Annotated in this window: 21 protein-coding genes and 1 riboswitch; of the genes, 16 read left to right on the top strand and 5 right to left on the bottom strand. The window is 68.9% G+C overall.

The window, feature by feature from the left end:
- The first annotated feature begins 24 nt into the window (after positions 1–24).
- On the top strand, positions 25–960 hold the full coding sequence (gene sigJ, locus K8O92_17490) for an RNA polymerase sigma factor SigJ (protein ID UAK29807.1): 936 nt from the start codon (positions 25–27) through the stop codon (positions 958–960).
- On the opposite strand, the gene K8O92_17495 is transcribed toward sigJ, so the two are convergent.
- Positions 939–2360 carry a short-chain fatty acyl-CoA regulator family protein gene (locus K8O92_17495; GenBank protein UAK29808.1) on the bottom strand — a complete coding sequence of 474 codons (1422 nt, stop codon included), beginning with the start codon at positions 2358–2360 and terminating at the stop codon, positions 939–941. The two genes, sigJ and K8O92_17495, sit on opposite strands and share 22 nt — an antisense overlap.
- Before the next feature lie 216 nt (positions 2361–2576).
- Positions 2577–2750, bottom strand: a complete 174-nt coding sequence (locus K8O92_17500; GenBank protein UAK29809.1) for a DUF1737 domain-containing protein — start codon at positions 2748–2750, stop codon at positions 2577–2579.
- Positions 2751–2987: 237 nt separating this feature from the next.
- Here K8O92_17500 and K8O92_17505 point away from each other — a divergent pair, with 237 nt between their 5' ends.
- Positions 2988–3359, top strand: a complete 372-nt coding sequence (locus K8O92_17505) for a nuclear transport factor 2 family protein (GenBank protein UAK29810.1) — start codon at positions 2988–2990, stop codon at positions 3357–3359.
- Positions 3360–3722: 363 nt separating this feature from the next.
- Here K8O92_17505 and metE read toward each other — a convergent pair whose 3' ends face one another.
- Positions 3723–6023, bottom strand: a complete 2301-nt coding sequence (gene metE, locus K8O92_17510) for a 5-methyltetrahydropteroyltriglutamate--homocysteine S-methyltransferase (protein UAK29811.1) — start codon at positions 6021–6023, stop codon at positions 3723–3725.
- A 134-nt stretch (positions 6024–6157) separates the two neighbouring features.
- Positions 6158–6346, bottom strand: a riboswitch (cobalamin riboswitch).
- A 380-nt stretch (positions 6347–6726) separates the two neighbouring features.
- On the opposite strand from metE, the gene K8O92_17515 reads away from it, so the two are divergent.
- From K8O92_17515 to coaD, 3 genes are read left to right on the top strand one after another with little or no spacing between them, the layout of a single operon-like run.
- Positions 6727–10131 carry a pyruvate carboxylase gene (locus K8O92_17515; GenBank protein UAK29812.1) on the top strand — a complete coding sequence of 1135 codons (3405 nt, stop codon included), beginning with the start codon at positions 6727–6729 and terminating at the stop codon, positions 10129–10131.
- Positions 10128–10691: a 16S rRNA (guanine(966)-N(2))-methyltransferase RsmD gene (gene rsmD / locus K8O92_17520; GenBank protein UAK29813.1), complete on the top strand. Its 564-nt coding sequence runs from the start codon at positions 10128–10130 to the stop codon at positions 10689–10691. Before K8O92_17515 ends, rsmD begins: the two co-directional genes overlap by 4 nt.
- 52 nt (positions 10692–10743) lie before the next feature.
- Entirely contained in the window at positions 10744–11229 is a 486-nt protein-coding gene (gene coaD / locus K8O92_17525; GenBank protein ID UAK29814.1) for a pantetheine-phosphate adenylyltransferase, read from the top strand.
- 34 nt (positions 11230–11263) lie between these two features.
- Here the strand turns inward: coaD and K8O92_17530 are convergent, their stop codons facing one another.
- Positions 11264–11782 carry a GtrA family protein gene (locus K8O92_17530; GenBank protein UAK29815.1) on the bottom strand — a complete coding sequence of 173 codons (519 nt, stop codon included), beginning with the start codon at positions 11780–11782 and terminating at the stop codon, positions 11264–11266.
- Between the two features lie 387 nt (positions 11783–12169).
- Here K8O92_17530 and K8O92_17535 point away from each other — a divergent pair, with 387 nt between their 5' ends.
- From K8O92_17535 to K8O92_17585, 11 genes are all read left to right on the top strand, one after another.
- On the top strand, positions 12170–12916 hold the full coding sequence (locus K8O92_17535) for a DivIVA domain-containing protein (protein UAK35755.1): 747 nt from the start codon (positions 12170–12172) through the stop codon (positions 12914–12916).
- A 98-nt stretch (positions 12917–13014) separates the two neighbouring features.
- Entirely contained in the window at positions 13015–13644 is a 630-nt protein-coding gene (locus tag K8O92_17540; protein ID UAK35756.1) for a DUF177 domain-containing protein, read from the top strand.
- Between the two features lie 52 nt (positions 13645–13696).
- Entirely contained in the window at positions 13697–13879 is a 183-nt protein-coding gene (rpmF, locus tag K8O92_17545) for a 50S ribosomal protein L32 (protein UAK29816.1), read from the top strand.
- Between the two features lie 22 nt (positions 13880–13901).
- On the top strand, positions 13902–14615 hold the full coding sequence (gene rnc, locus K8O92_17550; GenBank protein ID UAK29817.1) for a ribonuclease III: 714 nt from the start codon (positions 13902–13904) through the stop codon (positions 14613–14615).
- A gap of 1 nt (position 14616) precedes the next feature.
- Positions 14617–15477 (top strand): bifunctional DNA-formamidopyrimidine glycosylase/DNA-(apurinic or apyrimidinic site) lyase, encoded by an 861-nt coding sequence (gene mutM, locus K8O92_17555; GenBank protein UAK29818.1) that lies wholly within the window; start codon positions 14617–14619, stop codon positions 15475–15477.
- Between the two features lie 64 nt (positions 15478–15541).
- Positions 15542–16123 carry a dihydrofolate reductase family protein gene (locus K8O92_17560; protein ID UAK29819.1) on the top strand — a complete coding sequence of 194 codons (582 nt, stop codon included), beginning with the start codon at positions 15542–15544 and terminating at the stop codon, positions 16121–16123.
- Between the two features lie 27 nt (positions 16124–16150).
- Positions 16151–17188 (top strand): PHP domain-containing protein, encoded by a 1038-nt coding sequence (locus tag K8O92_17565; protein ID UAK35757.1) that lies wholly within the window; start codon positions 16151–16153, stop codon positions 17186–17188.
- Positions 17189–17292: 104 nt separating this feature from the next.
- Complete coding sequence (locus tag K8O92_17570; GenBank protein ID UAK35758.1) at positions 17293–18837, top strand: substrate-binding domain-containing protein; 1545 nt, start codon at positions 17293–17295, stop codon at positions 18835–18837.
- An 87-nt stretch (positions 18838–18924) separates the two neighbouring features.
- Positions 18925–20034 (top strand): winged helix DNA-binding domain-containing protein, encoded by a 1110-nt coding sequence (locus K8O92_17575; GenBank protein ID UAK29820.1) that lies wholly within the window; start codon positions 18925–18927, stop codon positions 20032–20034.
- A gap of 363 nt (positions 20035–20397) precedes the next feature.
- Positions 20398–21594 carry a glycosyltransferase family 4 protein gene (locus K8O92_17580; protein UAK35759.1) on the top strand — a complete coding sequence of 399 codons (1197 nt, stop codon included), beginning with the start codon at positions 20398–20400 and terminating at the stop codon, positions 21592–21594.
- Positions 21591–23720, top strand: coding sequence for an amylo-alpha-1,6-glucosidase (locus tag K8O92_17585; protein ID UAK29821.1), 2130 nt, complete (start codon positions 21591–21593; stop codon positions 23718–23720). Before K8O92_17580 ends, K8O92_17585 begins: the two co-directional genes overlap by 4 nt.
- A gap of 369 nt (positions 23721–24089) precedes the next feature.
- On the opposite strand, the gene K8O92_17590 is transcribed toward K8O92_17585, so the two are convergent.
- A complete protein-coding gene (locus tag K8O92_17590; GenBank protein ID UAK29822.1) occupies positions 24090–24545 on the bottom strand; it encodes a DUF350 domain-containing protein in 456 nt (151 codons plus the stop codon).
- Positions 24546–24580 lie beyond the last annotated feature (35 nt).

Raw genomic sequence — 24580 nt, forward strand, 5'->3', positions numbered from 1 at the left:
TATCCGTGAGACCGGAGGAGACCGATGACCGAGACCGCGGACGAAGCCGCCACACGTGTGTTCGCCGACCACAGGGAGTTGCTCTTCTCGATGGTCTACTCCATGCTCGGCAGTGTCGCCGACACCGAGGACGTGTTGCAGGAGACCTGGCTGTCCTGGGCCGCGCGCCTACGCGACGGCGGTGCCGAAATCCGGCATTCCCGGGCGTATCTGGTGCGCGTCGCGGTCAACCACGCGCTGGCCCGGCGGGCGGCGATCAATCGGCGGAGGGAGACCTACGTCGGCCCGTGGCTGCCCGAACCGCTGGTCACCGACGGGGCGAGCGGACATCTCGTCGAAGACGCGGCGCAGGGCGCGCTGCGCGCCGAGTCGGTGTCCATGGCCGTGCTCGTCGTGCTGGAGACGCTGACCCCGCTGGAGCGCGCGGTGTTCGTGCTGCACGAGGTGTTCGGCTATCCGCACGCCGACATCGCCGAGATCCTCGGCCGCGCGCCCGCCTCGATTCGCCAGCTCGCGCATCGCGCAAGGGAGCATGTGCACGCTCGGCGGCCACGGTGGCGGGCCGATCCGCACACGCAGCGGCGGGTGACCGAGAAGCTCCTCGCCGCACAGCTCGACGGTGATCTTGCCGGACTGCTGGAACTGCTCGCGCCGGACGTAGCGTTCTGGTCCGACGGCGGCGGAAAGCGGCAGGCCGCGCTGCGGCCGATCTACGGCAGGGACAAGGTCGCTCGCCTGATCGTCAGCCCGGCCGTGCGCCGTCACGTGCCCGATCTCGGTGTCGCATACCGCTTCGTCAACGGCGACGCGGCCGTGCTGATCTTCTCCGCGGGCGCGCCGTTCGCGGTGGTCGTGCTCGACATCGCCGTACCCACCGAGCGGATCGGGGCGATCTACGCCGTGACCAACCCGGACAAGCTCACCAGGATCGGTACCGGTCAGCGCCCGAGCCGTGGATAGGGCAGGTCGGTGCTGGTGTGCTCGGCTACCGCCAACGGGCTGCCGATGTGCGGGAAGGCGCGCTGCGGGCACGCGGGACGCTCGCACACCTTGCAGCCCGCGCCGATCGGGACCGCGGCGGCCGGGTCGTCCAGCGGCAACCCGGCCGAATACACCAGGCGGTCGCCGTATTCGATGTCGCAGCCGAGTCCGATCGCGAAATTCTTCGCCGCCGCGCCGAACCCGTGCGGCGCGACCGCCGCGGTACGGGCGACCCAGAGATAGCGGCGGCCGTCCGGCATCTCCGCCACCTGGGTGAGGATGCGGCCGGGATGCGAGAAGGCTTCGTGCACCACCCACAGCGGGCAACTGCCGCCGACCCGGGAGAAATGGAACGCGGTGGCGGACTGACGTTTGGAGATGTTGCCCGCGCGATCGGTGCGGACGAAGAAGAACGGGACCCCGCGCTGCCCCTGCCGCTGCAAGGTGCTGAGCCGATGGCAGATGGTTTCGAAGCCGACCTCGAAACGCAGGCCGAGCAGGTCGATGTCGTAGCGCAGCTCCTCCGCCGAGCGCAGGAATCGCCCGTACGGCAGCACCAGCGCGCCCGCGAAGTAATTGGCGAGTCCGATGCGCGCGAGCGTGCGGGATTCGCCACTGAGCGAAGGGGTCTCGGCCAGTACGGCATCCAGCTCGGCCCCGTAGAGCAGCAAACCGAGCGTGGTGGCGATCTGGAAGGCGCGCTGGCCGGGCCGCAACCGCCGGGCCAGCGTGAGCGTCCGGCTCGCCGGGTCGTAGTGCCGTTTCGGGACGCTCGGGTCGGCGCCGTCGCCGCGCACCAGAACGGTGACTCCGGCGCGTTCCTCGGCGATCCGGGCGAGCTGGCGATCGAGCGAGCCGATGGTCAGCCCGTGGTTCTCGAACAGCTGCTCGGCGGCGATGTCGAGCTGCGGTATGTGGTTGTGGTGGTCATAGAAGAAGTCGCGCACGTCCTCGTAGGGCATGGGCACCCCGGGCGCGCCCGCGGGTGCGGACACTCGCGCCGACAACAGGTCGAGCTGATCGGTCGCGGCGCGTAGTCGGCGATGCATCGCGACGACGATCCTGGCGACCTCCGGCTGCCGGGTCGCCAGCTCCTCCACCTCGGTCAGCGGCGCGGTGTGCCCGCCCGCGGCGTCCACCAGCACTTCGTGCAGGTCGGACACGAGGCGCGCGTCCGAATCGGCGGCGAAGAACTGGACGTCGAGGTCGAAGGTGGAATTGAGTTTCAGCAGTACGGGAATGGTGAGGGGGCGCTGGTCGCGCTCGAGCTGGTTGAGGTAGCTCGGCGACAGATCCAGCGATTTCGCCAGAGCCGCCTGAGTCATTCTCCGCTCTTCACGCAATCGCCGAAGCCGGGCGCCCGCATACATCTTGCGCACCTGCACGATGGTAGCTGCGATTATTCGCAATCATCGCAAGAACGCGCGCTATTACCCGCCAATATACGATTTTTCGAGGTGTTCAGCATCGTGTCCGATCTGCGTAGCGTGCGAAGAGAGGGGCGTTCGCTCCGCACGTCCGCCGCGAAACCCTCGATCACCCGGTGCCTGGAACGGGCGCCGCGGACTGCGAAAGGGATCGTCTGTTGGGGGGCCTCAGTTCTCGTCCAGGATCACCGCCTGCGCAGCGATCACATTCTTGCCGTCGAAGGTGATCGCGGGCGAGCCGTGCAGTCGGTAGCCCTGCGCGAGCAGCTTGCTGACGCGGGCACAGAAGCGCGCGTCGTCTACGCCGGTGATCAGTCGGTAGCGCAAAGTTTCGTCGGCCATAGCCTCAGCGTAGGACTGTGGGCGCGCTGAGCAGCCTGCTGTCGTCGGCGACGAGCCCGCAGCGGAGGCGAGCGGCCTCGTGCGCGAGCCCGGTCATGGAACGCGTCCAGCGACTGCCGGGCACGTCCCCGTAGGCGCGGGCGGCTGTCGATCGCCCCTTCCCTACCGAACGATTGCTTGGTTGAATCGAGGGCTGCGGCACTCCGCCCTTCGGTAGCAGGAAAGCGAGTCAAGCGAATGCCCGATCCCGACGAACTCGTGCGCGCGATGTGCCGAAGCTGGTCCGACCCCGATCCGGATCGAATCAGCGCGTACTTCGCCGAGGACGCCGTGTACCACAACATCCCGATGGAACCCATCGTCGGCCGCACCGCCATCCGCGATTTCATCGCGGGCTTCCTGACCACCTTCGACTCCATCGACTTCGACATCCACCACCAGATCGCGGCAGGGGGCGTGGTGATGAACGAGCGCACCGACACCCTGCACTCGGCCGGACGCGCGACCCCGCTCCCGGTCATGGGTTTCTTCGAAGTCGCCGACGGCGCCATCACCACCTGGCGCGACTATTTCGACATGGCCGCCATCAATCGGGCCTTCGGACTGTGAGGCTCGGCCGCCACCGATGTCCGTGGCGAAACACGGCGCGGGTGCGGGAACCGATTGGAGGATGGGCGCGTCGAAGTAGGTAAGCCGGAAGACGGTGTCGTGGTCGACATGTGAGGAGGGGTAGCCGGTGGAGCGTTGTTCGGGGTGTCATACGGCGTGGCGGCGGGGGATGCGGGCGCGGGCGCGGGAGTTACCGGTGACGCGGCGGGAAGAGCCGTGTGATCGGTACACCTCGCGGCGGCGGCAGCCGCCACGGCCGGAGCCGGAATCCGACTGAGGCCGTCGATATTCGGTGCCCCCTTCGTCAGGCTCCTCGCCCGGAATCCTGGAAGGGGGCACCGATCTTCGATCAGGCGGGCAGGGTCACCGCACGGCCGCCGCCGCGGCGACCATGTTGCGCAGCGCGGCTTCCACCTCCACGCGGCCCCTGGTCTTCAACCCGCAGTCCGGATTCACCCAGAGCCGTTCGGCAGGAACCGCCTTCAGTGCCGCGCGCAGCGCCGTGGTGAGTTCGTCCACACTCGGCACCCGCGGTGAGTGGATGTCGTACACGCCGGGGCCTACGCCGAGGTCGAACCCCGCCGCGTTGAGGTCGTCGAGTACCTCCATGTGGGAGCGCGCCGCCTCGATCGATGTGACATCGGCGTCCAGCCCGGCGATCGCATCGATCACCTCGCCGAATTCCGAGTAGCACAGGTGGGTGTGGATCTGCGTCGCGTCGGACACCCCGGAGGTCGCCAGCCGGAACGACCGCACCGACCACTCCAGGTACGCGGCCTGATCGGCCGCGCGCAGCGGAAGCAGCTCACGCAGCGCCGGTTCGTCGACCTGGATGATCCGGATGCCCGCCTGTTCCAGATCCACGGTCTCGTCCCGGATCGCCAGCGCCACCTGCCTGGCGGACTCGCCGAGCGGCTGGTCGTCGCGTACGAACGACCACGCCAGAATCGTCACCGGGCCGGTCAGCATGCCTTTCACCGGCTTGTCGGTGCGCGACTGCGCGTAACCGATCCACTCGACGGTCATCGGCTCGCGCCGCGCGACGTCTCCGAACAGGATCGGCGGCCGCACGCAGCGCGTCCCATAGGACTGCACCCACCCGTGTTCGGTCGCCGCGAACCCGTCGAGTTGCTCGGCGAAGTACTGCACCATGTCGTTGCGCTCCGGCTCGCCGTGCACCAGCACGTCGAGCCCCAGGTCCTCTTGTAGCGCGATGACGTCGGCGATCTCGGCGCGCATCCGGCGCACGTACTCGGCCTGGTCGATCTCGCCCTTCCGTAGCGCGGCTCGTGCCTGTCGGATAGCCGAGGTCTGCGGGTAGGAACCGATCGTCGTGGTCGGCAGCGCGGGCAGCCGCAAACGGTCCCGTTGCAGTTCCCGGCGTTGTTCGGCCGGAGCGCGGCGGGTGGCGTCCGGCCCGAGCGCGGCCAGCCTGGCGCGCACCCGCGGATCGTGCAGCCGTGAATCCGACCTCCGCGAGGCCAGCGCCGCACGCGCCGCGGCCAAGTCGGCCGCGATCGCCTCCGTGCCTTCGTTCAGTCCCGTCGCGAGCAGGCGCACTTCGGTCACCTTCTCCGCCCCGAACGCCAGCCAGGACCGCAGCCGCTCGTCCAAGCGTGTCTCCGCCGCCAGGGTGTAGGGCACGTGCAACAACGAACACGAGCTCGAGACCGCTACGTGCGCGGCCGAGCCCAGCAACGTACCGAGGGTGGCCAGGGCGCGGTCGAGATCGGTGCGCCACACATTGCGACCGTCCACGACCCCCGCGACGACCAGCTTGCCCGCCAGCGCGGGCACGGACGCCACCGCGGAGACGTCGGTCCCGGCGGTGAAGTCGAGGGCTACTCCTTCTATACCGGTGCCCGCCAGCGCGGTGAGCGCGGCATCCGGCTGCCCGAAATAGGTCGCCACCAGGATCGCCGGACGATCGGTGGCATCGGCGAGTTCGTCGTAGGTGATCTGCACCAGGCCGATCTCCTCCGCCGTGAGGTCGGTGACCAGCACCGGCTCGTCGATCTGCACCCACTCAGCACCGGCGACGGCCAGTCTGCGCAGCAGTTCCCGATACAGCGGCAGCAGCTCGATGAGCCGCGCGAGGGCCGGCCCGCCGGTCGCTTTGGCCAGCTTCAGGAAGGTGATCGGGCCGATCACCACCGGCCGCGCGGGCACGCCCAGCTCGAGCGCTTCCCGCACTTCCGCCAGCAGCTTGTCCGGGTGCAGCGAGAACGCGGTCTGCGGACCGATCTCCGGAACCAAGTAGTGATAGTTGGTGTCGAACCACTTGGTCATCTCCAGCGGCTCGACAGTGTCGGTGCCGCGCGCGGCGGCGAAGTAGCGTTCCAGCGGGTCCGCGATCCCGGCGACCCGTGCGGGCAGCGCGCCGAGCAGGACGGCGGTGTCGAGCATCTGGTCGTAGTAGGAAAACGTGCCGACCGGGATCGAGTCCAGTCCCGCGGATCGCAATCCGGTGAGCTGGGCCTGCCGCAGGTCGCGCGCTACGGCGTGCAACTGTCCGGCGTCGATCCCACCTGCCCAATAGGCTTCGGTGGCTCGCTTGAGCTCACGCCGGGGCCCCACTCGCGGTAGCCCGAGAACCGTTGCGGTGAACGGCTTTTGCTGTGCAACAGTCACGATGTTTCTCCATTGCCGAGGACGAGAAGCCATCGCCGTACGGGCAGGCGGAGACCTGCGACATGCCGGTGATATCCCGGCGAGGAGCCCGACACGTCAGCTGGTGATCCGCACGCCCAATCCACGAGGCGGTGGCCGCCGGGTACGGCGTACCCGGCACGGCTGGCAGGTCTTCGGACTCGCGGGCACCGGCCGGGGGACCGGCATACGCCGGGGTGCTCCCCGATGGCCGACCTACTGGCCGTCGCTTCCCGAGTCGCGAAGCCTTCCGGCTCCGCTGAACTCAGTGCCTGGTGACGGCGGTCGTTCCTGCATACCGCTGCGGGACAGTCCCGGATTCCCACCGGGTTCCCTCTCACCCGCCGGGACGTCGCCGCCCGGGCGGGCTCGACTCCGTCGCGCGACGTCGGGGCTCCATCTCGTCGCACTGCGGTGAACCAGCTGCCCCCTCAGCATAGGACGCGGCGGGCCCGAGCGGGGCGACCGGCCCGCGACAGAGCGCCGATGGCCGCGACATCAGCGGCTCGGGCACGAGGTGGACGCTGCGACCCCGAGCCTTCACCACCGCCCCCCGAGCCGGAAGTCGGGGTTCGGACAGCACACCGGTTGCCGGCGCGCCGCCCATGTGTCGGCGCGATGAACGCAACTTCGCAACGGTGTTAGTCGGCGTTGTGAAGAGGTTTACGAAGGGGGATTGCGTGCCGGTGCGGTTCACGCAGCCGGGTACCTTAGTTCAATGTTCTCGAAAGTCTTGGTTGCCAACCGTGGCGAGATCGCCATTCGAGCCTTCCGCGCGGCTTACGAACTCGGCATCGGGACGGTCGCCGTGTTCCCCCACGAGGACCGCAATTCGGTCCACCGGTTGAAGGCGGCGGAGTCGTACCAGATCGGGGAGCCCGGCCATCCGGTGCGGGCTTACCTGTCGATCGAGGCGATCATCGCGGCGGCCAAGTCGGCGGGGGCGGACGCGATCTATCCGGGCTACGGGTTCCTGTCGGAGAACCCGGACCTGGCGGCGGCCTGCGCCCGCGAGGGCATCACCTTCATCGGCCCGTCGGCCGAGGTGCTGGAGCTGGCGGGGAACAAGGCGCGCGCCATCGAGGCCGCCAAGGCCGCAGGCCTGCCGGTGCTGCGCTCGAGCGCGCCCTCGTCGGACGTGGAGGAGTTGCTGGCCGCGTCGCGGGAGCTGGAGTATCCGATCTTCGTCAAGGCGGTCGCGGGCGGCGGCGGGCGCGGCATGCGCCGGGTCGCCGCTCGCGAGCAGCTGCGCGAGTCGATCGAGGCGGCGTCGCGGGAGGCGGAGTCGGCGTTCGGTGACCCGACGGTATTCCTGGAGCAGGCGGTGGTGAACCCACGCCATATCGAGGTGCAGATCCTCGCCGACCAGCACGGCAACGTCATGCACCTGTTCGAGCGGGACTGTTCGGTGCAGCGCAGGCATCAGAAGGTGATCGAGCTCGCGCCTGCCCCGAATCTGGATCCCGCGCTGCGGGAACGGATCTGCGACGACGCGGTCGCCTTCGCCCGGCAGATCGGTTACTCGTGCGCGGGCACTGTGGAATTCCTGCTGGACGAGCGCGGCAACCACGTCTTCATCGAGATGAACCCGCGCATCCAGGTGGAACACACGGTCACCGAGGAGATCACCGATGTGGACCTGGTGCAGTCGCAGCTGCGCATCGCCGCGGGGGAGACGCTCGAGCAATTGGGTCTGAGTCAGGACGCGGTGACGATCCGGGGCGCGGCATTGCAGTGCCGGATCACCACCGAGGACCCGGCCAACGGCTTCCGTCCCGACACCGGGCGCATCACCGCCTATCGCACGCCGGGTGGCGCGGGTATCCGCCTCGACGGCGGCGCGAACCTGGGTGCGGAGATCGGAGCCTACTTCGACTCCATGCTGGTCAAGCTCACCTGCCGTGGCCGCGACTTCGGTGCGGCGGTGGCGCGGGCGAGCCGGGCACTGGCGGAATTCCGCATCCGCGGTGTGGCGACCAACATTCCCTTCCTGCTCGCGGTACTGGACGATCCCGACTTCAAGGCGGGCCGGGTCACCACCTCGTTCATCGACGAGCGCCCGCAGCTGCTGACGCTGCGCCGGTCCGCCGACCGCGGCACCAAGATCCTCGACTACCTGGCGGATGTCACCGTGAACAAGCCGCACGGTGAGCGGCCGACCACGATGTATCCGCACGAAAAGCTGCCCGGGATCGATCTGAGCGTGCCGCCGCCGGACGGCTCCCGGCAGCGGCTGCTGCGGCTGGGACCGGAGGGTTTCGCTCGGGCCTTGCGTGAGCAGAAGGCGGTCGGCGTCACCGACACCACGTTCCGGGACGCGCACCAGTCGCTGCTGGCCACTCGCGTGCGCACCAACGGCCTGCTGGGTGTGGCGGGGCATGTGGCGCGGCTGACCCCGGAGTTGTTGTCGGTGGAGTGCTGGGGTGGGGCGACCTACGACGTGGGGTTGCGGTTCTTGTACGAGGATCCGTGGGAGCGGTTGGCGGCGTTGCGGGAGGCGATCCCCAACATCTGCCTGCAGATGCTGCTGCGTGGCCGTAACACCGTCGGTTACACCCCGTACCCGGAGGCGGTGACCCGAGCGTTCGTGTCCGAGGCGACCGCGACGGGTATCGATATCTTCCGCATCTTCGACGCCCTCAACAACGTCGACCAGATGCGCCCGGCCATCGACGCGGTGCGCGAAACGGGCACCGCCGTCGCCGAAGTGGCGATCAGCTACACCGGGGACCTGTCGAATCCGGACGAATCGCTCTACACCCTGGACTACTACCTGAAACTGGCCGAGCAGATCGTCGACGCGGGCGCGCACGTGCTGGCGATCAAGGACATGGCCGGACTGTTGCGCGCTCCCGCCGCGACCACACTGGTCACCGCGTTGCGCCGCAATTTCGATCTGCCGGTGCACGTGCACACCCACGACACCCCGGGCGGGCAGCTGGCCACCTACCTGGCCGCCTGGCAGGCCGGCGCCGACGCGGTCGACGGCGCGAGCGCCGCGATGGCGGGCACCACCAGTCAGCCCGCGCTCTCGGCGATCGTCGCCGCGGCAGCGCACAGCGAGTACGACACCGGGTTGAACCTGCAGAACGTCTGCGATCTGGAACCGTACTGGGAAGCGCTGCGGAAGGTGTACGCGCCGTTCGAGTCCGGGCTGCCCGCGCCTACCGGCCGGGTCTACACCCACGAGATCCCCGGCGGGCAGTTGTCCAACCTGCGTCAGCAGGCCATCGCGCTCGGCTTGGGTGACCGGTTCGAGGAGGTCGAGGCGAAATACGCCGCAGCCGACCGGCTGCTGGGCCGCTTGGTGAAGGTCACCCCGTCCTCGAAGGTCGTCGGCGACCTGGCGTTGGCGCTGGTCGGCACCGGTGTTTCGGTCGAGGACTTCGCCGCCGACCCCGGCCGCTTCGACATCCCGGACTCGGTGATCGGGTTCCTGCGCGGTGAACTAGGCACTCCTGCCGGTGGCTGGCCCGAGCCGTTCCGCAGCAAGGCGCTCGCCGGGCGCGGCGCGGCCAAACCCGAAACCCCGTTGACCCCGGCGGACGAGAAGGGGTTGGCCGGTAGCTCCGAAGAGCGGCGCGCGACGTTGAACCGGCTGCTGTTCCCCGGCCCCACCGCCGAATTCCTCGCCCACCGCGAGAAGTACGGCGACACCTCCGGCTTGTCGGCCAACCAGTTCTTCTACGGCCTGCGCCGCGGCGAGGAACACCGGGTGCAACTGGAGAAGGGCGTCACCCTGCTCATCGGCCTGGAAGCCATCTCCGAACCCGACGAGCGCGGCATGCGCACGGTGATGTGCATCCTCAACGGGCAGCTGCGTCCGGTCTCGGTGCGCGACCGGTCCATCGCCAGCGAGATCCCGGCCGCCGAGAAAGCCGACAAGACCAACCCGGGCCACATCGCCGCGCCGTTCGCCGGTGTCGTGACACTCGCTGTGTCCGAAGGCGATTCGGTCGCGGCGGGCGACACCATCGGCACCATCGAAGCCATGAAGATGGAAGCCGCGATCACCGCGCCCCGCGCGGGCACCGTCGGCCGGGTCGCCATCGGCGCCGTGCAACAGGTCGAAGGCGGCGACCTGCTCATCGAGCTGGCAGTACGGGAGTCGTCCGCCGGATGACGCGGATCGTCGCGGGTACGGCGGGCGGGCGGCGCCTTCGAGTGCCGCCGTCCGGCACCCGACCGACCTCCGACCGAGTACGGGAGGCGCTGTTCAGCGCGTTGGACGCCCGGCTGGACTTCGCGGGCGCGCGCGTCCTGGACCTGTACGCGGGGTCCGGCGCGCTCGGGCTGGAGGCGCTCTCGCGTGGCGCCGAGCACGCGTTGCTCGTCGAGTCCGACCGCAAGGCGGCCGCCGTGGTGCGCGGCAACATCGCCGACCTGGGGCTGCCCGGCGCCGAACTGCGGGTCGCGACGGTGGCCAGTGTGCTGCGGCTGGGCGGGGCGGGCGGCTTCGACGTCGTGTTCTCCGACCCGCCCTACGCGGTGGACGACGCTGCCGTGCTGGCCGACCTGCACGCACTGACCGAGCACGGTTGGCTGCGTCCGGGGGCGTTGGTCGTGCTGGAGCGTTCGTCGCGCTCGCCCGAAACGGCTTGGCCCGCAGGCTTCCTCCCGGCCAAGTCGCGCCGGTACGGCGAAACCCGGATCGATCTCGCGGAGTTCGATCCGGACGGGTAGGCGCGGTCCGGCCCTGCGTGCCGCGCGGGGCTCGCCCTGCTAGCGTCGGCTCATGGCAGGAGCACTGTGCCCCGGATCGTTCGACCCCGTGACCTACGGACACCTCGACGTCTTCACCCGGGCAGCGGCCCAGTTCGACGAGGTCGTCATCACCGTCATGATCAACCCGAAGAAGCAGGGCATGTTCACCGTCGAGGAGCGCATGGAGATGCTGCGCGAGTCGACCGCGCACCTCGGCAACGTCCGGGTGGAGTCGTGGCAGGGGTTGACGGTCGACTTCGCGCGGGAACAGGGCATCACCGCGATCGTGAAGGGCCTGCGCGACGCGGGCGATTTCGGCTACGAACTGCAGATGGCGCAGATGAACAAGAAGCTCTCCGGCGTGGACACCTTCTTCATCGCCACCAATCCGTCTTTCAGCTTCCTGTCCAGCTCTCTGGTCAAGGAGGTCGCCGCGTACGGGGGCGACGTCAGCGACATGCTGCCCCCGTCGGTGCACAAGCGCCTGGTCGACCGGCTGGCCGAGCGTAAGAGCTGATACCCGGCGCGAAGGCGAGAGCCCGCGCCGGACCCTAGAACACCAGGCCGCGCAGGGCGAGGAAGCGCATGCCACCCACGGCCGCGGTGATCGCCAGGACGGCGGCGGCCTGGGCGGCGTCCCCGAGGCCGGGCGCCCACACGCCGAGCGAGGCCAGCGCCGCGGTGGTGATGCCAAGACCGACCAGCGCGAGTCCGCCGCCTTCCCACTGTGCGGTGAACCAGCCGACGCGGCCCGCGGCGTGGAAGGTGAGCTGGCGGTGCAGTTCGTTGGCGATCACGGTGCTGACCACGGAGCCCACCACGTTGGCGACCAGCGGCCCGACGCCGTGCATGGCGAAGAACAGCAGGACGTAGGCGACGTTGCTGGAGCCGCCGACCAGCGCGAACCGGATCAGCTGGGCGAAGGCGCGGTCGCCGCGCAGGTAGTGGGCGAGCTGTCCGAACCTGGTCGCGACCGATGTCCTCGGCAGCACCGGGTAGAGATTGGCCCACGGCACGAAGAAGCTGGTGGCGCTCACTGCCGCCGGTCGCGGTAGTTCCAGAACAGTCATCGTCTTTCCGATCCGAACATCAGCCTTCGGCGGGGACAACAGCGATGGTGGTCGCTTGCTTCCACCGTCGACTCTCGGCGGGTTCCGTTCGTGGCGCGCGTTCGGCGTTCGCTGACTGTCGGAGCCTGTCGACACTCGACGGCGGGTTGTCCACACCTCCGGCTTCCTCGTCCGCGGTCGGGCATGGCCGCGGTTGGTGCTGAAGATCTTGATCCGACCTTCCAGAAAAATGTAACACGAAGCGGAGAGGCGGTCTCCACTTGACTTGTGTGGCGTGCGAGACACTGGCACGACACACCGGAAAGTGACTCGGCACGAGCCGTGACGAGGGGCACACTGGGCTGCGGGCGGAGAGTTTCGCCGTGAGTCCGCAGGAGGGTAGTGAGCATGTATCGCGTATTCGAAGCGCTCGACGAACTGGTCGCCATCGTCGAAGAGGCGCGCGGCATCCCCCCGACCCGCAGCTGCATCGTGCCGCGCGGCGACGTGCTCGAACTACTCGACGACGTCCGGGACGCGCTGCCCGGCGAACTGGACGACGCCCAGGACGTGCTCGACCATCGCGACAAGATCGTCTCCGATGCCAGGACCGCGGCCGAGGCCACCGTGACCGGCGCGAACGACCAGGCCGAGCGCACGATCAGCTCGGCGCGCGAGGAAGCCGATCGCATCCTGGCCGACGCCAAGGCCCACGCCGACCGGATGGTGGCCGAGGCGAGCGCACACGCCGATCACCTGGTCGCCTCCGCCCAGGAGGCGGCCGATCGCGTGGTGGCCGACGGCAACGCGGAATACGAGGCGGTGACCGGCCGGGCGCGGATCGAGTCGGAGCGGATGATCGAGGCGGGCAAGGCCGCCTACGATCGCTCCGTCGCCGAAGGTCTCGCCGAGCAGGAGCGGCTGGTCGCCCAGACCGAGGTGGTCCGCGCCGCGCACGCCGAATCGGCCAGGGTGATCGATGCCGCCCACGCCGAAGCGGATCGCCTGCGCGAGGAATGCGACCACTACGTCGACTCCCGGCTGGCTGATTTCGAGGAGACGCTGGCCAGCACGCTGCGCACGGTCGGGCGCGGGCGTCACCAGCTGCGCACCGGGGCGGGAGTGCCCGACTACGCCGACGAATTCCGCAGGTAGCGCTACGCGGCGATGATCAGCCGCGTTTGGGTGGGCGCCACCCGGTCGCGTATTGTTGGGTGGTTGCCCATATCCCCTCGATCGTGAGTGAGTTCGTGATGTCCGCCGGTTCCGGTTCCGCGTCGCGTCCCCGATCGGCCAAGCGCCGGTCGCCGGACGCGGCTTTCGTGCTGGACGCCCGCAGCCTCGGCCGCAGGGCCGGGACCATGCGCGAGCTGCGCCGCACCGTCACCACGCAGGAGCGGATCGGTCTGGATCTGATCGCCGTTCCCGTGGGCGCGCAGGTGGAGCTCGACCTGCAGTTGCAGGCGGTGTCCGAGGGTGTGCTGGTCACCGGGACGGTGGCCGCTCCGATCGAGGGGGAGTGCTCGCGCTGCCTCGAGCCGTTCACCGGCGAGGTCGCCGTGCGGCTGACCGAGCTGTTCGCCTATCCGGACAGCACCACCGAGCAGACCACCGAGGACGACGAGGTCCACCGCCTGGTCGACGACCTCATCGACCTCGAGCCCGTCGTGATCGACGCCGTCGGGCTGGAACTGCCGCTGCAGCCGTTGTGCACGCCCGATTGCGCGGGACTGTGCCCGGAATGCGGCGTCCGGATGGCGATTGCGGGATCCGAGCACCGGCATGAGATACTTGACCCTCGCTGGGCCGGGCTGGCTAACTTCGCCTCCGGATCGCCCGGCACCGGCAGCCCCGACGACGGTGCGGCCGACCGAGACCACTGAGCAAGACCGATCAGCCGAACCGGCAGAGCAATCAGACAGAGGAGAAGTAGTCGTGGCCGTTCCCAAGCGCCGGATGTCCCGTTCCAACACCAGGTCGCGGCGCAGCCAGTGGAAGGCCACCGCGCCGACCCTGATCACCTGCCCGAACCGCGCTTGCGGCGAGAAGACGCTGCCGCACATCGCCTGCCCGTCCTGCGGCACCTACAAGGGCCGCCAGGTCACCGCAGCGGTCTGATCGTTCGACCTGTCGTAGCGACGTGACCGACGAACCCGACTCGTCCGGTGAACACGCGAGCCTGCTCGCAGCGCTAGGCGTCGACCTACATCCGGATCTGCTGCGTCTCGCGCTGACCCACCGGTCGTACGCGTACGAGAACGGCGGTCTGCCGACGAACGAGCGTCTCGAGTTCCTCGGCGACTCCGTGCTCGGCCTGAGCATCACCGAACGGCTGTATCACGAGCATCCCTCGAAAAGCGAGGGCGAGCTGGCCAAGCTGCGCGCGAGCGTGGTGAACATGCGCGCGCTCGCCGAAGTCGCCCGCGGCCTCGGCGAGGGCGGCCTCGGTGCGCACCTGTTGCTCGGTAAAGGTGAGGAACTCACCGGTGGCCGGGACAAGGAGAGCATCCTCGCCGACGGCATGGAGTCGTTGCTCGGCGCCGTGCATCTCGAGCACGGTATCGAGGTGGCGCGTGCCGTGGTGTTGCGGCTGTTCGCCGAGCTGCTCGAGCGCGGCCCACGGATGGGCGCAGGCCTGGACTGGAAGACCAGCTTGCAGGAACTCACCGCCGAGCGTGGTCTCGGTGTGCCCAGTTACGAGATCACCTCGACCGGGCCGGACCACGACAAGGAATTCACCGCCACCACGGTGATCGGCGGACGGGCATACGGGCAAGGCGTCGGCCGGTCCAAGAAGGAAGCCGAGCAGAAGGCCGCGGGGGCAGCCTACGAGGCGCTGACCGCCGAAAGCTGACGTGCCCGAGCTTCCCGAGGTCGAGGTCGTACGCCGCGGGCTGGCCGAGCATGTGGTCGGCCGGGTCGTCGAATCGGTGGCGATCACCCATCCCCGCTCGGTGCGCCGCCATCTCGAAGGCGCCGCCGATCTCGCCGCGCGGCTGACCGGCCTGACGGTCGAGTCGGCCGAGCGGCGCGGCAAGTTCCTCTGGCTGACTTTCGACGACCCGGAAGCCGCTTTGGTCGTGCATCTGGGCATGAGCGGTCAGATGCTGGTCCAGCCCGCCGACGCGCCGCTGGAGAAGCACGCGCACATCCGCGCCACCTTCGGCGATGGCACCCAGTTGCGGTTCGTCGACCAGCGGACCTTCGGCGGCTGGGCGCTCGCGCCCCTGGTCGAGGTGGACGGCACCCTGGTGCCGGAGCCGGTCGCGCACATCGCCCGCGATCCGCTGGATCCGCGTTTCGACATCGAAACCGTGGTCGCCGTCATCCGGGGCAAGCAGAGTGAGATCAAGCGTGTCCTGCTCGATCAAGGCGTCGTCTCCGGGATCGGGAACATCTACGCCGACGAGGCGCTGTGGCGCGCCGGAATCCACGGTGGCAGGCCTGCCTCGGGGCTGTCGCGGCCCGCGGTGCGCCGGTTGCTCGCCGAAGTGAGCGCGGTGATGGGCGAAGCGCTCGCGGCGGGCGGCACGTCGTTCGACGCACTTTATGTGAACGTCAACGGCCAGTCGGGCTACTTCGAACGGTCCCTGGCCGTATACGGTCGGGAGAACGAGCCGTGTCGCCGGTGTGGTGCGCCGATCATCCGGGAGCGGTTCATGAACCGCTCGTCCTACTCCTGCCCGCGCTGCCAGCCGAAGCCTCGCCGTCGCTAGCTCGCGCGAGCTACCGTTTCCTCAGGGCGGTTCGGAATGTCACCCCGACCGTGAGGAAGGAAGCATGCGCAAGCTCACCTATTACGTCGCGTCGACCATCGATGGATTCATCGCCACCGAAGAGGGCTCGGTCGACTTCTTCCCGGTCGGCGGTGATCACGGTCCGTCGATCAACGCGCAGTACCCCGAAACCCTGCCGACCAAGGTGCGCGAGGCGATCGGGGTGGAGGAGCGCAACTGCTACTTCGACACGGTACTGATGGGACGCAAGACGCACGACTTCGGCGTCCGCACCGGCACCTCCAGCCCCTACTCGCATCTGCGGCAGTTCATCGTCTCGACCACGCTGCCGGAGAGTCCCGATCCGGCCGTCGAGCTGATCTCCCGGGATCCGGTCGAGAAGGTCCGTGAACTCAAGCGGGAGAGCGGGCTGGGCATCTGGCTGTGCGGCGGCGGCGAACTGGCGCAGGTGCTGCTGCCGGAAATCGACCAGATCTTCCTCAAGCTCTATCCGATCGTGCTCGGCCGGGGCCGGGCACTGTTCGGCACCGGGGCGCGGCTGCCGGAACCGGCCAAGTTCCGGGTGATCACCAGCACGGTGTTCGAGGACGGGGTGGCCTTCGTGAAATACAGCCGGGTGCGATAGCACGTGCCTGACCCGGATCCCAGTGGCATACCGGACCGCGCCACGGCGCCCGGTCCGGAGGCGGCGCTGCGGGAGATCGGTTTCTGGTTGGAGCGCTCCCGGGCGGAAACCCACCGGGTCAAGGCCTACCGGCGCGCCGCCGACGTCGTCGCGGGATTGTCCGCCGACGAGCGCGAGGCGCGCCGGGCGGCGGGCAACTGGACCGAGCTCACGGGCATCGGTCCCAAGACCGCGGCCGTGATCGAGCAGGTCTACGCGGGTGTGGTGCCGCGCTACCTGGCCGAATTGCGCGCTGCCGCGCAGCCGATCGGGGCGCCGGGCAAGCCGTTGCGGGAGCGTCTGCGCGGTGATCTGCACACGCACTCGAACTGGTCCGACGGCGGCAGTCCGATCGAGGAGATGATGCGGGTCGCGTCCGCGCTGGGGCACGAATACTGTGCCCTGACCGACCATTCGCCGCGCTTGACCGTGGCCAACGGTCTGTCCGCCGACCGGCTGCGCAAGCAACTGGACGTGGTCGCCGAACTCAACGACCGGATGGCGCCGTTCCGGGTCCTCACCGGCATCGAGGTGGACATCCTCGACGACGGCGCCCTCGACCAGCGGGCGGATCTGCTCGCGCGGCTGGATATCGTCGTGGCCAGCGTCCATTCGCGTCTGCGCGACGACAGCGCGACCATGACCAAGCGCATGGTGCACGCGGTCGCCGACCCGAATGTCGACGTGCTCGGCCACTGCACCGGCCGCCTGGTCGCGGGTGGACGCGGCACCCGGCCGGAATCGACGTTCGACGCCGAGGTGGTGTTCGAGGCGTGTCGCACCTACGGCACCGCCGTGGAGATCAACAGCAGGCCCGAACGACTCGATCCCCCTTCGCGATTGCTGCGTCTGGCCGCCGAGATGGGTTGTCACTTCTCGATCGACACCGACGCGCACGCGCCGGGACAACTCGACTGGCAGGGGTACGGGTGTGAGCGCGCCCTCGCGAACGGCGTTGCGGCGGAACGGGTGATCAACACCTGGCCCTTGGCGGATCTGCTGGCCTGGACTCGCGAGAGCGTATGACCGAGGGGTTAACTGTTGCCGAACAGTTCGACTCTCGGTGTGCCGGAAGGTGATCGGCGCCGAGAATGAGGGCATACGGATTTCTCGGGGAGTGGGATCATCTGGTGGGCGACTGGCCGCTCGACACCGTTCTGGAACTCATAGGTACCGCGGCGGCGGTGGTAGCCCTCCTCGTAGCGGTCGCCGCCTTCCTGCGTGAGTTCGTCTTCGCCGGGCGTAAACGGCTCGGCTACCGGGTACAGATGGATACGCCGGTCACCGGCGAGATCGAGTCCCGATTTCCCGGTGTGCTCACGCAACTGCGTCCCGCCGCCGACGGAGCGACCCCGGACCTGAAGGACGTCTCGGTCGTCCTGGTGCGCATCGAGAACGCGGGCATCACCCGGATCGACACCGAGGACTACACGGCGCCGACCGCTCAGATCGGTCTGCACCTGCACTTCGCACAGCGGCGGGTGATCGGCATGGCGGTCAACGAGCTGAGCGACCCTTCGTCGCTGGCCGACCACCTCGGCCGCAACTCCGGCATCGACGTGCGCGAGGAGAACGCCGGCGGCCCCACCGGCGTGATCGATCTGCCGAAGGTGCCGCTCGGCAAGAGCGATCACTACAAGATCCTGGCCATCCTGGAACGCTCCGGCGGCACGGGGAACTATCCGGATCCGGTGCTGCGCGGCGGCATCAAAGGCGGCAGGATCATCGAGACCCGGGCGGGCACTTCCCGACGGCTGGTCGTGTTCACGGTGGCATTGGTGCTGGTCATCGGGTTCCTGCTCGTGGTGGTCTGGCGGGAGCCGTCACCGACGCCGATGGAATGCGAGTCGGGCAAGCTGACCGTGATCGGATCCTCGGCGTTCGGCCCGGTGCTCCGGGAGGCGGCCGAGCAGTACCGAAAGCGTTGCACCCGGGCGGATTTCGCCTTCGAATTCGAAGGGACCGAACGCGGTCTGGACCGGTTGGCCGAGCAAGGCACGGGGAACTCCGGGCTGCTGGCCATCAGCGACGGTCCGAAAGGCGCCGGTTATCCGGCACTGGTGTACCGTCCGCTCGCCTTGTCGCTGTTCACCATGATCGTCCATCCCGACGTCGGGGTCCGGGGCCTGACCGTCGCGCAGATCCAGGATCTCTACCGGGGCAAGATCGGCAACTGGCGTGAGGTGGGCGGCCCGGATCTGCCGGTAGTGCTGGTCAACCGCATACCGGGTTCCGGTTCGCGAAACACGTTCGAGCGCAGGTTGCTCGACGGCACGCAGCCGGATCGCTCGCACGTCAGCTGCACGGCGCTGAAGGGCACGGTCACCGCCGCGCTCACGTACTGCGAAGTGCAGGTGACGGCCGACATGAGCAAAGCGGTGGCCGACATCCCGGGTGCCATCGGCTATTCGGAGTTCTCCGAGGCTGTCGAGGCGAAGCTGCCGACCCTGGCCATCGACGGTGTGAGTGCAGGCCGGGACGCGGCTGTCCACCGCACCTACCCCTTCTGGGGCGTCGAGTACGCCTACAGCAACGGCGAGTTGCCCGGAGACTCGCTGGCAGCGAGCTTTCTGCACTTCCTGACCGATCAGATGGGCAAAGAAGTGCTGCGCGCGCACGGCAACGCCCCGTGCGCCGACCTGCCCGATCCCGGCCGGTGCCTGCCGGATCAATAGCCGGCGGCCCGTACCCCCGCCCCCGCAGCACGGCGGAGTCGCGTCGCCTGGCACCGAGATGTCGGTGGGCTGGGCGAGGATGGACGCATGACGGAACTAACGCTGCGCGAGCTGAATCGGACGCTACTGGTCCGGCAGAAGCTGGTGGAGCGGGTGGCGCTGCCCCCGCTCGAACTCGTCCGGCATCTGGTCGCTGTGCAAGGCCAGGAGCCGAACTGGCCCTATGTGGGGTTGTGGTCGCGTCTGGCAGGGTTCCGGCACGACGATCTGGCGGCGCTGCTGCGTGATCGGCGATTGGTGCGCTCCACCATGATCCGCCGGACCGTGCACCTCGCCGACGCCGCGGACTTCCGCTGGTTGCGGCCCACGGTGCAGCCGGTGGTCGACGCCGCGCTGAAGGCGTCGTACTACCGAGACGAGATCGACGGTGTCGACCTGGACGAACTCGCCGCCGCCGGACGCGAACTGCTGGCCGGACAGCGGCTGCGCCGCCGGGAACTGGGTGAAGCGCTGGCCGAGCGCTTCCCGGACCGGCACACGCGCAGACTCGCCGAGACCGTCGAGTTGCTGGTCCCGTTGACGCACGGCCCGGAGACCGGTGCGTGGGGACGGTGGCGCAATCGGTACGTCACGGTCGGGTTGGCCGAGGAGTGGACGGGCGCGCCGATGGCCACGGCGCCGCGGTTACAGACGCTGGTGCTGCGCTACCTGGCCGCGTTCGGTCCGGCCACGGTGGCCGACATGCAGGCGTGGGCGGGTATCACCCGGCTCGCGGAGGTCGTCGACGACCTGCGCGAGCGGCTGCGGGTGTTCACCGACGACCGTCACCGCGTGTTGTTCGACCTGCCGGACGCGCCGCTGGCCGAGCCGGATCTGCCTGTGCCCGTGCGCTTTCTGCCCGCTTTCGACAACGCGGTGCTCGGCCACAAGGACCGCCGCAGGATCATCAGCGAGGAGGACCGCAAGCGCACCGCCGCGGAGGCGTCCGCGGGCGTACCCGTGTACCTGGTCGACGGTTTCGTCCACGGCCGCTGGTCGCTCGACGGCGCCACGCTGCGCGTCGTGCCCTGGCACCCGTTGTCGGCGGCCGACGAGGCGGCGGTGCGCGCCGAGGCGGAAGATCTGCTGGCGTTCATCGTGGCGGGCGGCGATGCCATCACGCCGGACCGCGACCCGCGGGTTGTCATCGAGGCATGACACGCCGGATCCGATCGGTCGTCCAGTGTCCGGCCGAAAGGAGGGACACCGGACTACCCATCGGTTGCTGAACGAACGCTGGGTGGCGCGATTTTTCCCGAACTGTTTGGTTTGAAGGATCCCGCCTGAGGTACCTCCCACTCGGCCCCCCTGTTCATGCCGGAGGCGTGACCAGGCCAACCAAGCCCCATGGACGGCGGTGCAGCTAGGTCTTCACCCCCGCCGCGGCGGCCACTTAGTTCAGTTCGGCGCCCGGTACTCCGAGTGCTGGGTGAATGCGAGTGCTACTTGGTTGTCCCTGGAAGGAGGGTCATGAGCGCGCTTTCCGTGCCTATTTCCGCGCAGGCGTCGTCCGATTCGGAGATGCCGTCGTCCGACTACCTGTCGACAGATCGTTCCAGCGGCCCGTTTCGTATCGCGATGGTGGTGCCGCCGTACTTCGACGTCCCGCCCAAGGCATATGGCGGTGTCGAGGCCGTGGTCGCCGATCTGGTCGACGCATTGGTGGCCCGTGGCCACGACGTCACCCTGTTGGGCGCGGGGGAGCCGGGGACGAAGGCCAAGTTCGTGCCGGTGTGGGACCGCGCGCTGCCAGAGCGCCTGGGGGAGCCGTTCCCCGAAGTCGTGCACGCCTTGCGGGTGCGCCGCGCCATCGAGGAACTCGCTGCGACATCGGGTATCGACCTGGTGCACGACCACACTTTCGCCGGACCGCTCAACGCGTCGGTCTTCCAGAGCATGGGCCTGCCGACGGTGCTGACCGTGCACGGGCCGGTGGAGGACGACATCTATCGCTATTACCAGGATTTGGGCGACGAGGTGGCGCTGGTGGCGATCAGCGACCGCCAGCGTGAACTCGCGCCGGGGCTCAATTGGACCGGACGCGTGCACAATGCGCTGCACGTCGACGACTGGCCGTTCCGCGTCGAGAAGGACGACTACGCGCTGTTCCTCGGCCGGTTCAACGAGTGCAAGGCCCCGCACCTGGCGCTGGAGGCCGCGCACGACGCGGGCATCCCGCTGGTACTCGCGGGTAAGTGCAGTGAACGTCCCGAGCAGGCATACTTCGAGGCGAAGGTGCGCCCGCTGTTGACGGAAAACGATCACGTGTTCGGTCTCGCCGACGCGGCGGCCAAGCGTAAGCTGCTCGCGAATGCGCGTTGCCTGTTGTTCCCGATTCGCTGGGAGGAACCGTTCGGCATGGTGATGATCGAATCCATGGTCTGTGGCACGCCGGTGGTCGCGCTGCGCGGCGGGGCGGTGTCCGAGGTGATCGTCGACGGCGTGACCGGCCGCATCTGCGAGGACCCCGCCGAATTGCCTACGGCCATCGAAGAGGTCCGGGCGATGGATCCGTACGCCTGCCGCGCCCACGTGCAGGCCAAATTCGGCTCCGACACGCTGGGCTTCGGTTACGAACAGGTGTATCGCCGGCTACTGCGCTCCAAGAAGCGATTCGGCGCCGCGCCGCTGGACATCGCGGTGCCCGCCGCCGCGCCGCTCGACGCCACGACGCCGGGGCCCGCCCCGGTCAGGATCGCGGCGAGCGGACTGGCGTGACCGGTGCCGCGCCGTTGGGCCCCGCCCCCCTGAACTCCGGTGAGCCGACCGGGTTCGGGGGGTGCGGCTCGGTCACCCTCGTCGAAGGCGGCACGTTCTGCCTGTCCAATCGGCTCGGCGACGTCGAGACGGGCAAGCCGCACGGGTTGTTCTTCCGGGACGCGCGGGTGCTGTCGCGCTGGGAGTTGCTGGTGAACGGCAGACCCGCCGAGCCGCTTTCGGTGTTGAGTCCGGAGGCGTTCGCCGCCAGGTTCGTGTTGCGCAGGCCGCCGCAGGCGGGCCTGGCCGACAGCACGCTGCTGGTGGTGCGCGAACGGATCGTGGCCGACGGCATGCACGAGCTGATCACGCTGGAGAACATGGGTCGCGAACCCACGGCCGTGCTACTGGAACTGCACGTGGACGCGGACTTCGTCGACCTGTTCGCGGTGAAGGAAGGCCGTGCCGGGCATTCGCGGGCCGACGTGACGGTCGCCGACGGTGAGCTGGTGCTGCACGATCACGCGGACCGCAGCCGGGGGATCTCGATCTCGGCGACCGTGGAACCCGAGGTCATGCCGGGTTCGCTGGTGTGGCGGGTGATCGTGCCCGTCGGCGAATCCTGGCAAACCGAGATCATCGCCCAGCCGACGGTGGGCAACCAGCGATTTCAGGCCATCTCACCGGGTGAGCACTACGGGGTCAGCGCGCCGGGCCGCAAGATCGAGGCCTGGCGGGACACCGCCACCGACATCGCCGCGTCCGACCCGGCGCTCACCCGGGTGCTGCGGCGCACCGAAAGCGATCTGGGCGCGTTGCAGATGCACGACGAATCCGGCGACGCCCGGCCGTTCGTCGCCGCGGGCGCGCCGTGGTTCATGACCCTGTTCGGCCGTGACAGCCTGCTCACCGCGTGGATGGCGCTGCCGCTGGAAGTCGACCTGGCGCTCGGCACGCTCCAGCAGCTCGCGGAACTGCAGGGGCAGGAGGTCAATCCGCTCACCGAGGAGGAACCGGGGCGCATCATGCACGAGATGCGCCGTGGACCGGCGGGCGGCCAGGTGTTCGGTGGCAACATCTACTACGGGACCGCCGATGCCACACCGCTGTTCGTGATGCTGCTGGCCGAATGCCATCGCTGGGGCGGCGATTCGGAGGTGATTCGGCACTTGCTGCCCGCTGCCGACGCGGCGCTGCGCTGGATCACCGATTACGGCGACCGGGACGGCGACGGCTTCGTCGAGTACCGCCGCGCCACCGACCGCGGCCTGATCAACCAGGGGTGGAAGGACAGCTTCGACGGAATCAACGACGCCACCGGCCATATCGCCGAGGCGCCCATCGCGCTGTGCGAGGTGCAGGGGTACGTGCACGCCGCGATGCTCGCCAGGGCCGAACTCGCCGAGGCCTTCGACGACCTGCGGCTGGCGGGTCAGCTGCGGGAACGCGCCGCGGAGTTGCGCGTCAAGTTCGCCGAGCAGTTCTGGCTGCCCGACCGCGGCTGGTACGCCGTGGCGCTGGACGGCGGCAAGCGTCAGGTCGACGCGCTGACCAGCAACGCCGCACACTGCCTCTGGTCGGGCATCGCCACCGACGAGCACGCGGCCGAACTGGTCTCGCGGATGGCGGGTCCGGAGATGGATTCCGGCTTCGGGCTGCGCACTCTGGCGTCGAACATGGGCGCCTACAACCCGATGAGCTACCACTGCGGCTCGGTGTGGCCGCACGATACGGCGATCGCGGTGGCGGGTCTGTTGCGCTACCGGCACGTTCCCGGTGCGGTCGAGCTGGCGACTCGGCTGGCCACCGGTCTGCTGGACGCGGCGGCGGTGTTCGACGGCCGCCTGCCGGAGTTGTTCTGCGGCTTTCCCCGATCGCGGTTCGCCACGCCCGTGCCGTATCCGACGTCCTGCTCGCCGCAGGCGTGGGCGAGCGCGGCGCCGCTGTTGCTGGTGCGCTCGTTCCTCGGCCTCGATCCCGACGCTCCGAACCGGACGCTCACTGTTCGACCGCAGCTGCCGGCGCGGTGGGGCAAGATTTCCTTGCGCGCGTTGCGGCTCGGTGCGACCACTGTCGACCTGGAGGCCGAGGGAGCGCAGATCACCGCGGCGCGCCTACCCGACGACTGGCGAATGGTAACCCGGTGACGCGCATCGGTTGCCGAGAGCCGCGAGCGGGTATGCCTCCGGCGTAGAGACATTGGCAAGCCTTCTCGCACTGATATGCAGGCAACGGGAGGTGCACGATGCAGACATCGCTGGATACACAGGACTTGTGGCGGTCCCAGCACCGGGACTGTTCCGCGGAGCCCTCGACGGATCTCGATCTGGATCGCGCGCTGTTCATCCGCAGCGTGCATGCCGGTCACGGTCCGGAGTGTCGCCAATACCTTGCCGCGGCGGCGTATTGCCTCGACCACGCGGACGAGCCCTGATCCAGCGGTTTCGCGGCAGGACGCGGCCATCGGACGGGGGATGATCATCCCGCCCGATGAGGTTCGCGGACCGCGGTGACGCCTACAGAATCGCGAAGGCGACGACGAGCCCGAGCGCGAAATGCGCTGCCGCCACCACGAGTACCTCGGTGGTGTAGGTGTCGGCGTGCAGTGCGTTGCCGATGTCGATGCCGATGGCCCGTTCGATGACGCGCACCGAGATGACCTGGGCGACTATGCCGACCAAGCCGAACACCAGCGCGGCGATCAAGCCCTCGGAGAGTTTGCCGCCGCCGCCCACGGCGAAGATGGCGAGCACGACGATGAACGCCATGCTGATCATGCCCGCGGCGGTGACGATGATGGCGTTCGGCTTGCCCGCCATCACCAGCTTCCGCAGCTTGCCCGGCGTGGTCAGGTCGATGGCGTAGAAGCCGACGAGCATGAGCACCAAGCCGATGAGGGCGTAGAGGACGATCGCTCCCACACCCTCGCCCAGCGAGCTCCAGTACCCCGATTCCAGGGCGACTGCGGTCATCTTGATCCTTCCGAGACGGGTTGGCGTGCGGCCGA

Source organism: Nocardia asteroides (assembly GCA_019930625.1).
In the GTDB taxonomy this organism is placed as follows: Bacteria; Actinomycetota; Actinomycetes; order Mycobacteriales; family Mycobacteriaceae; genus Nocardia; species Nocardia sputi.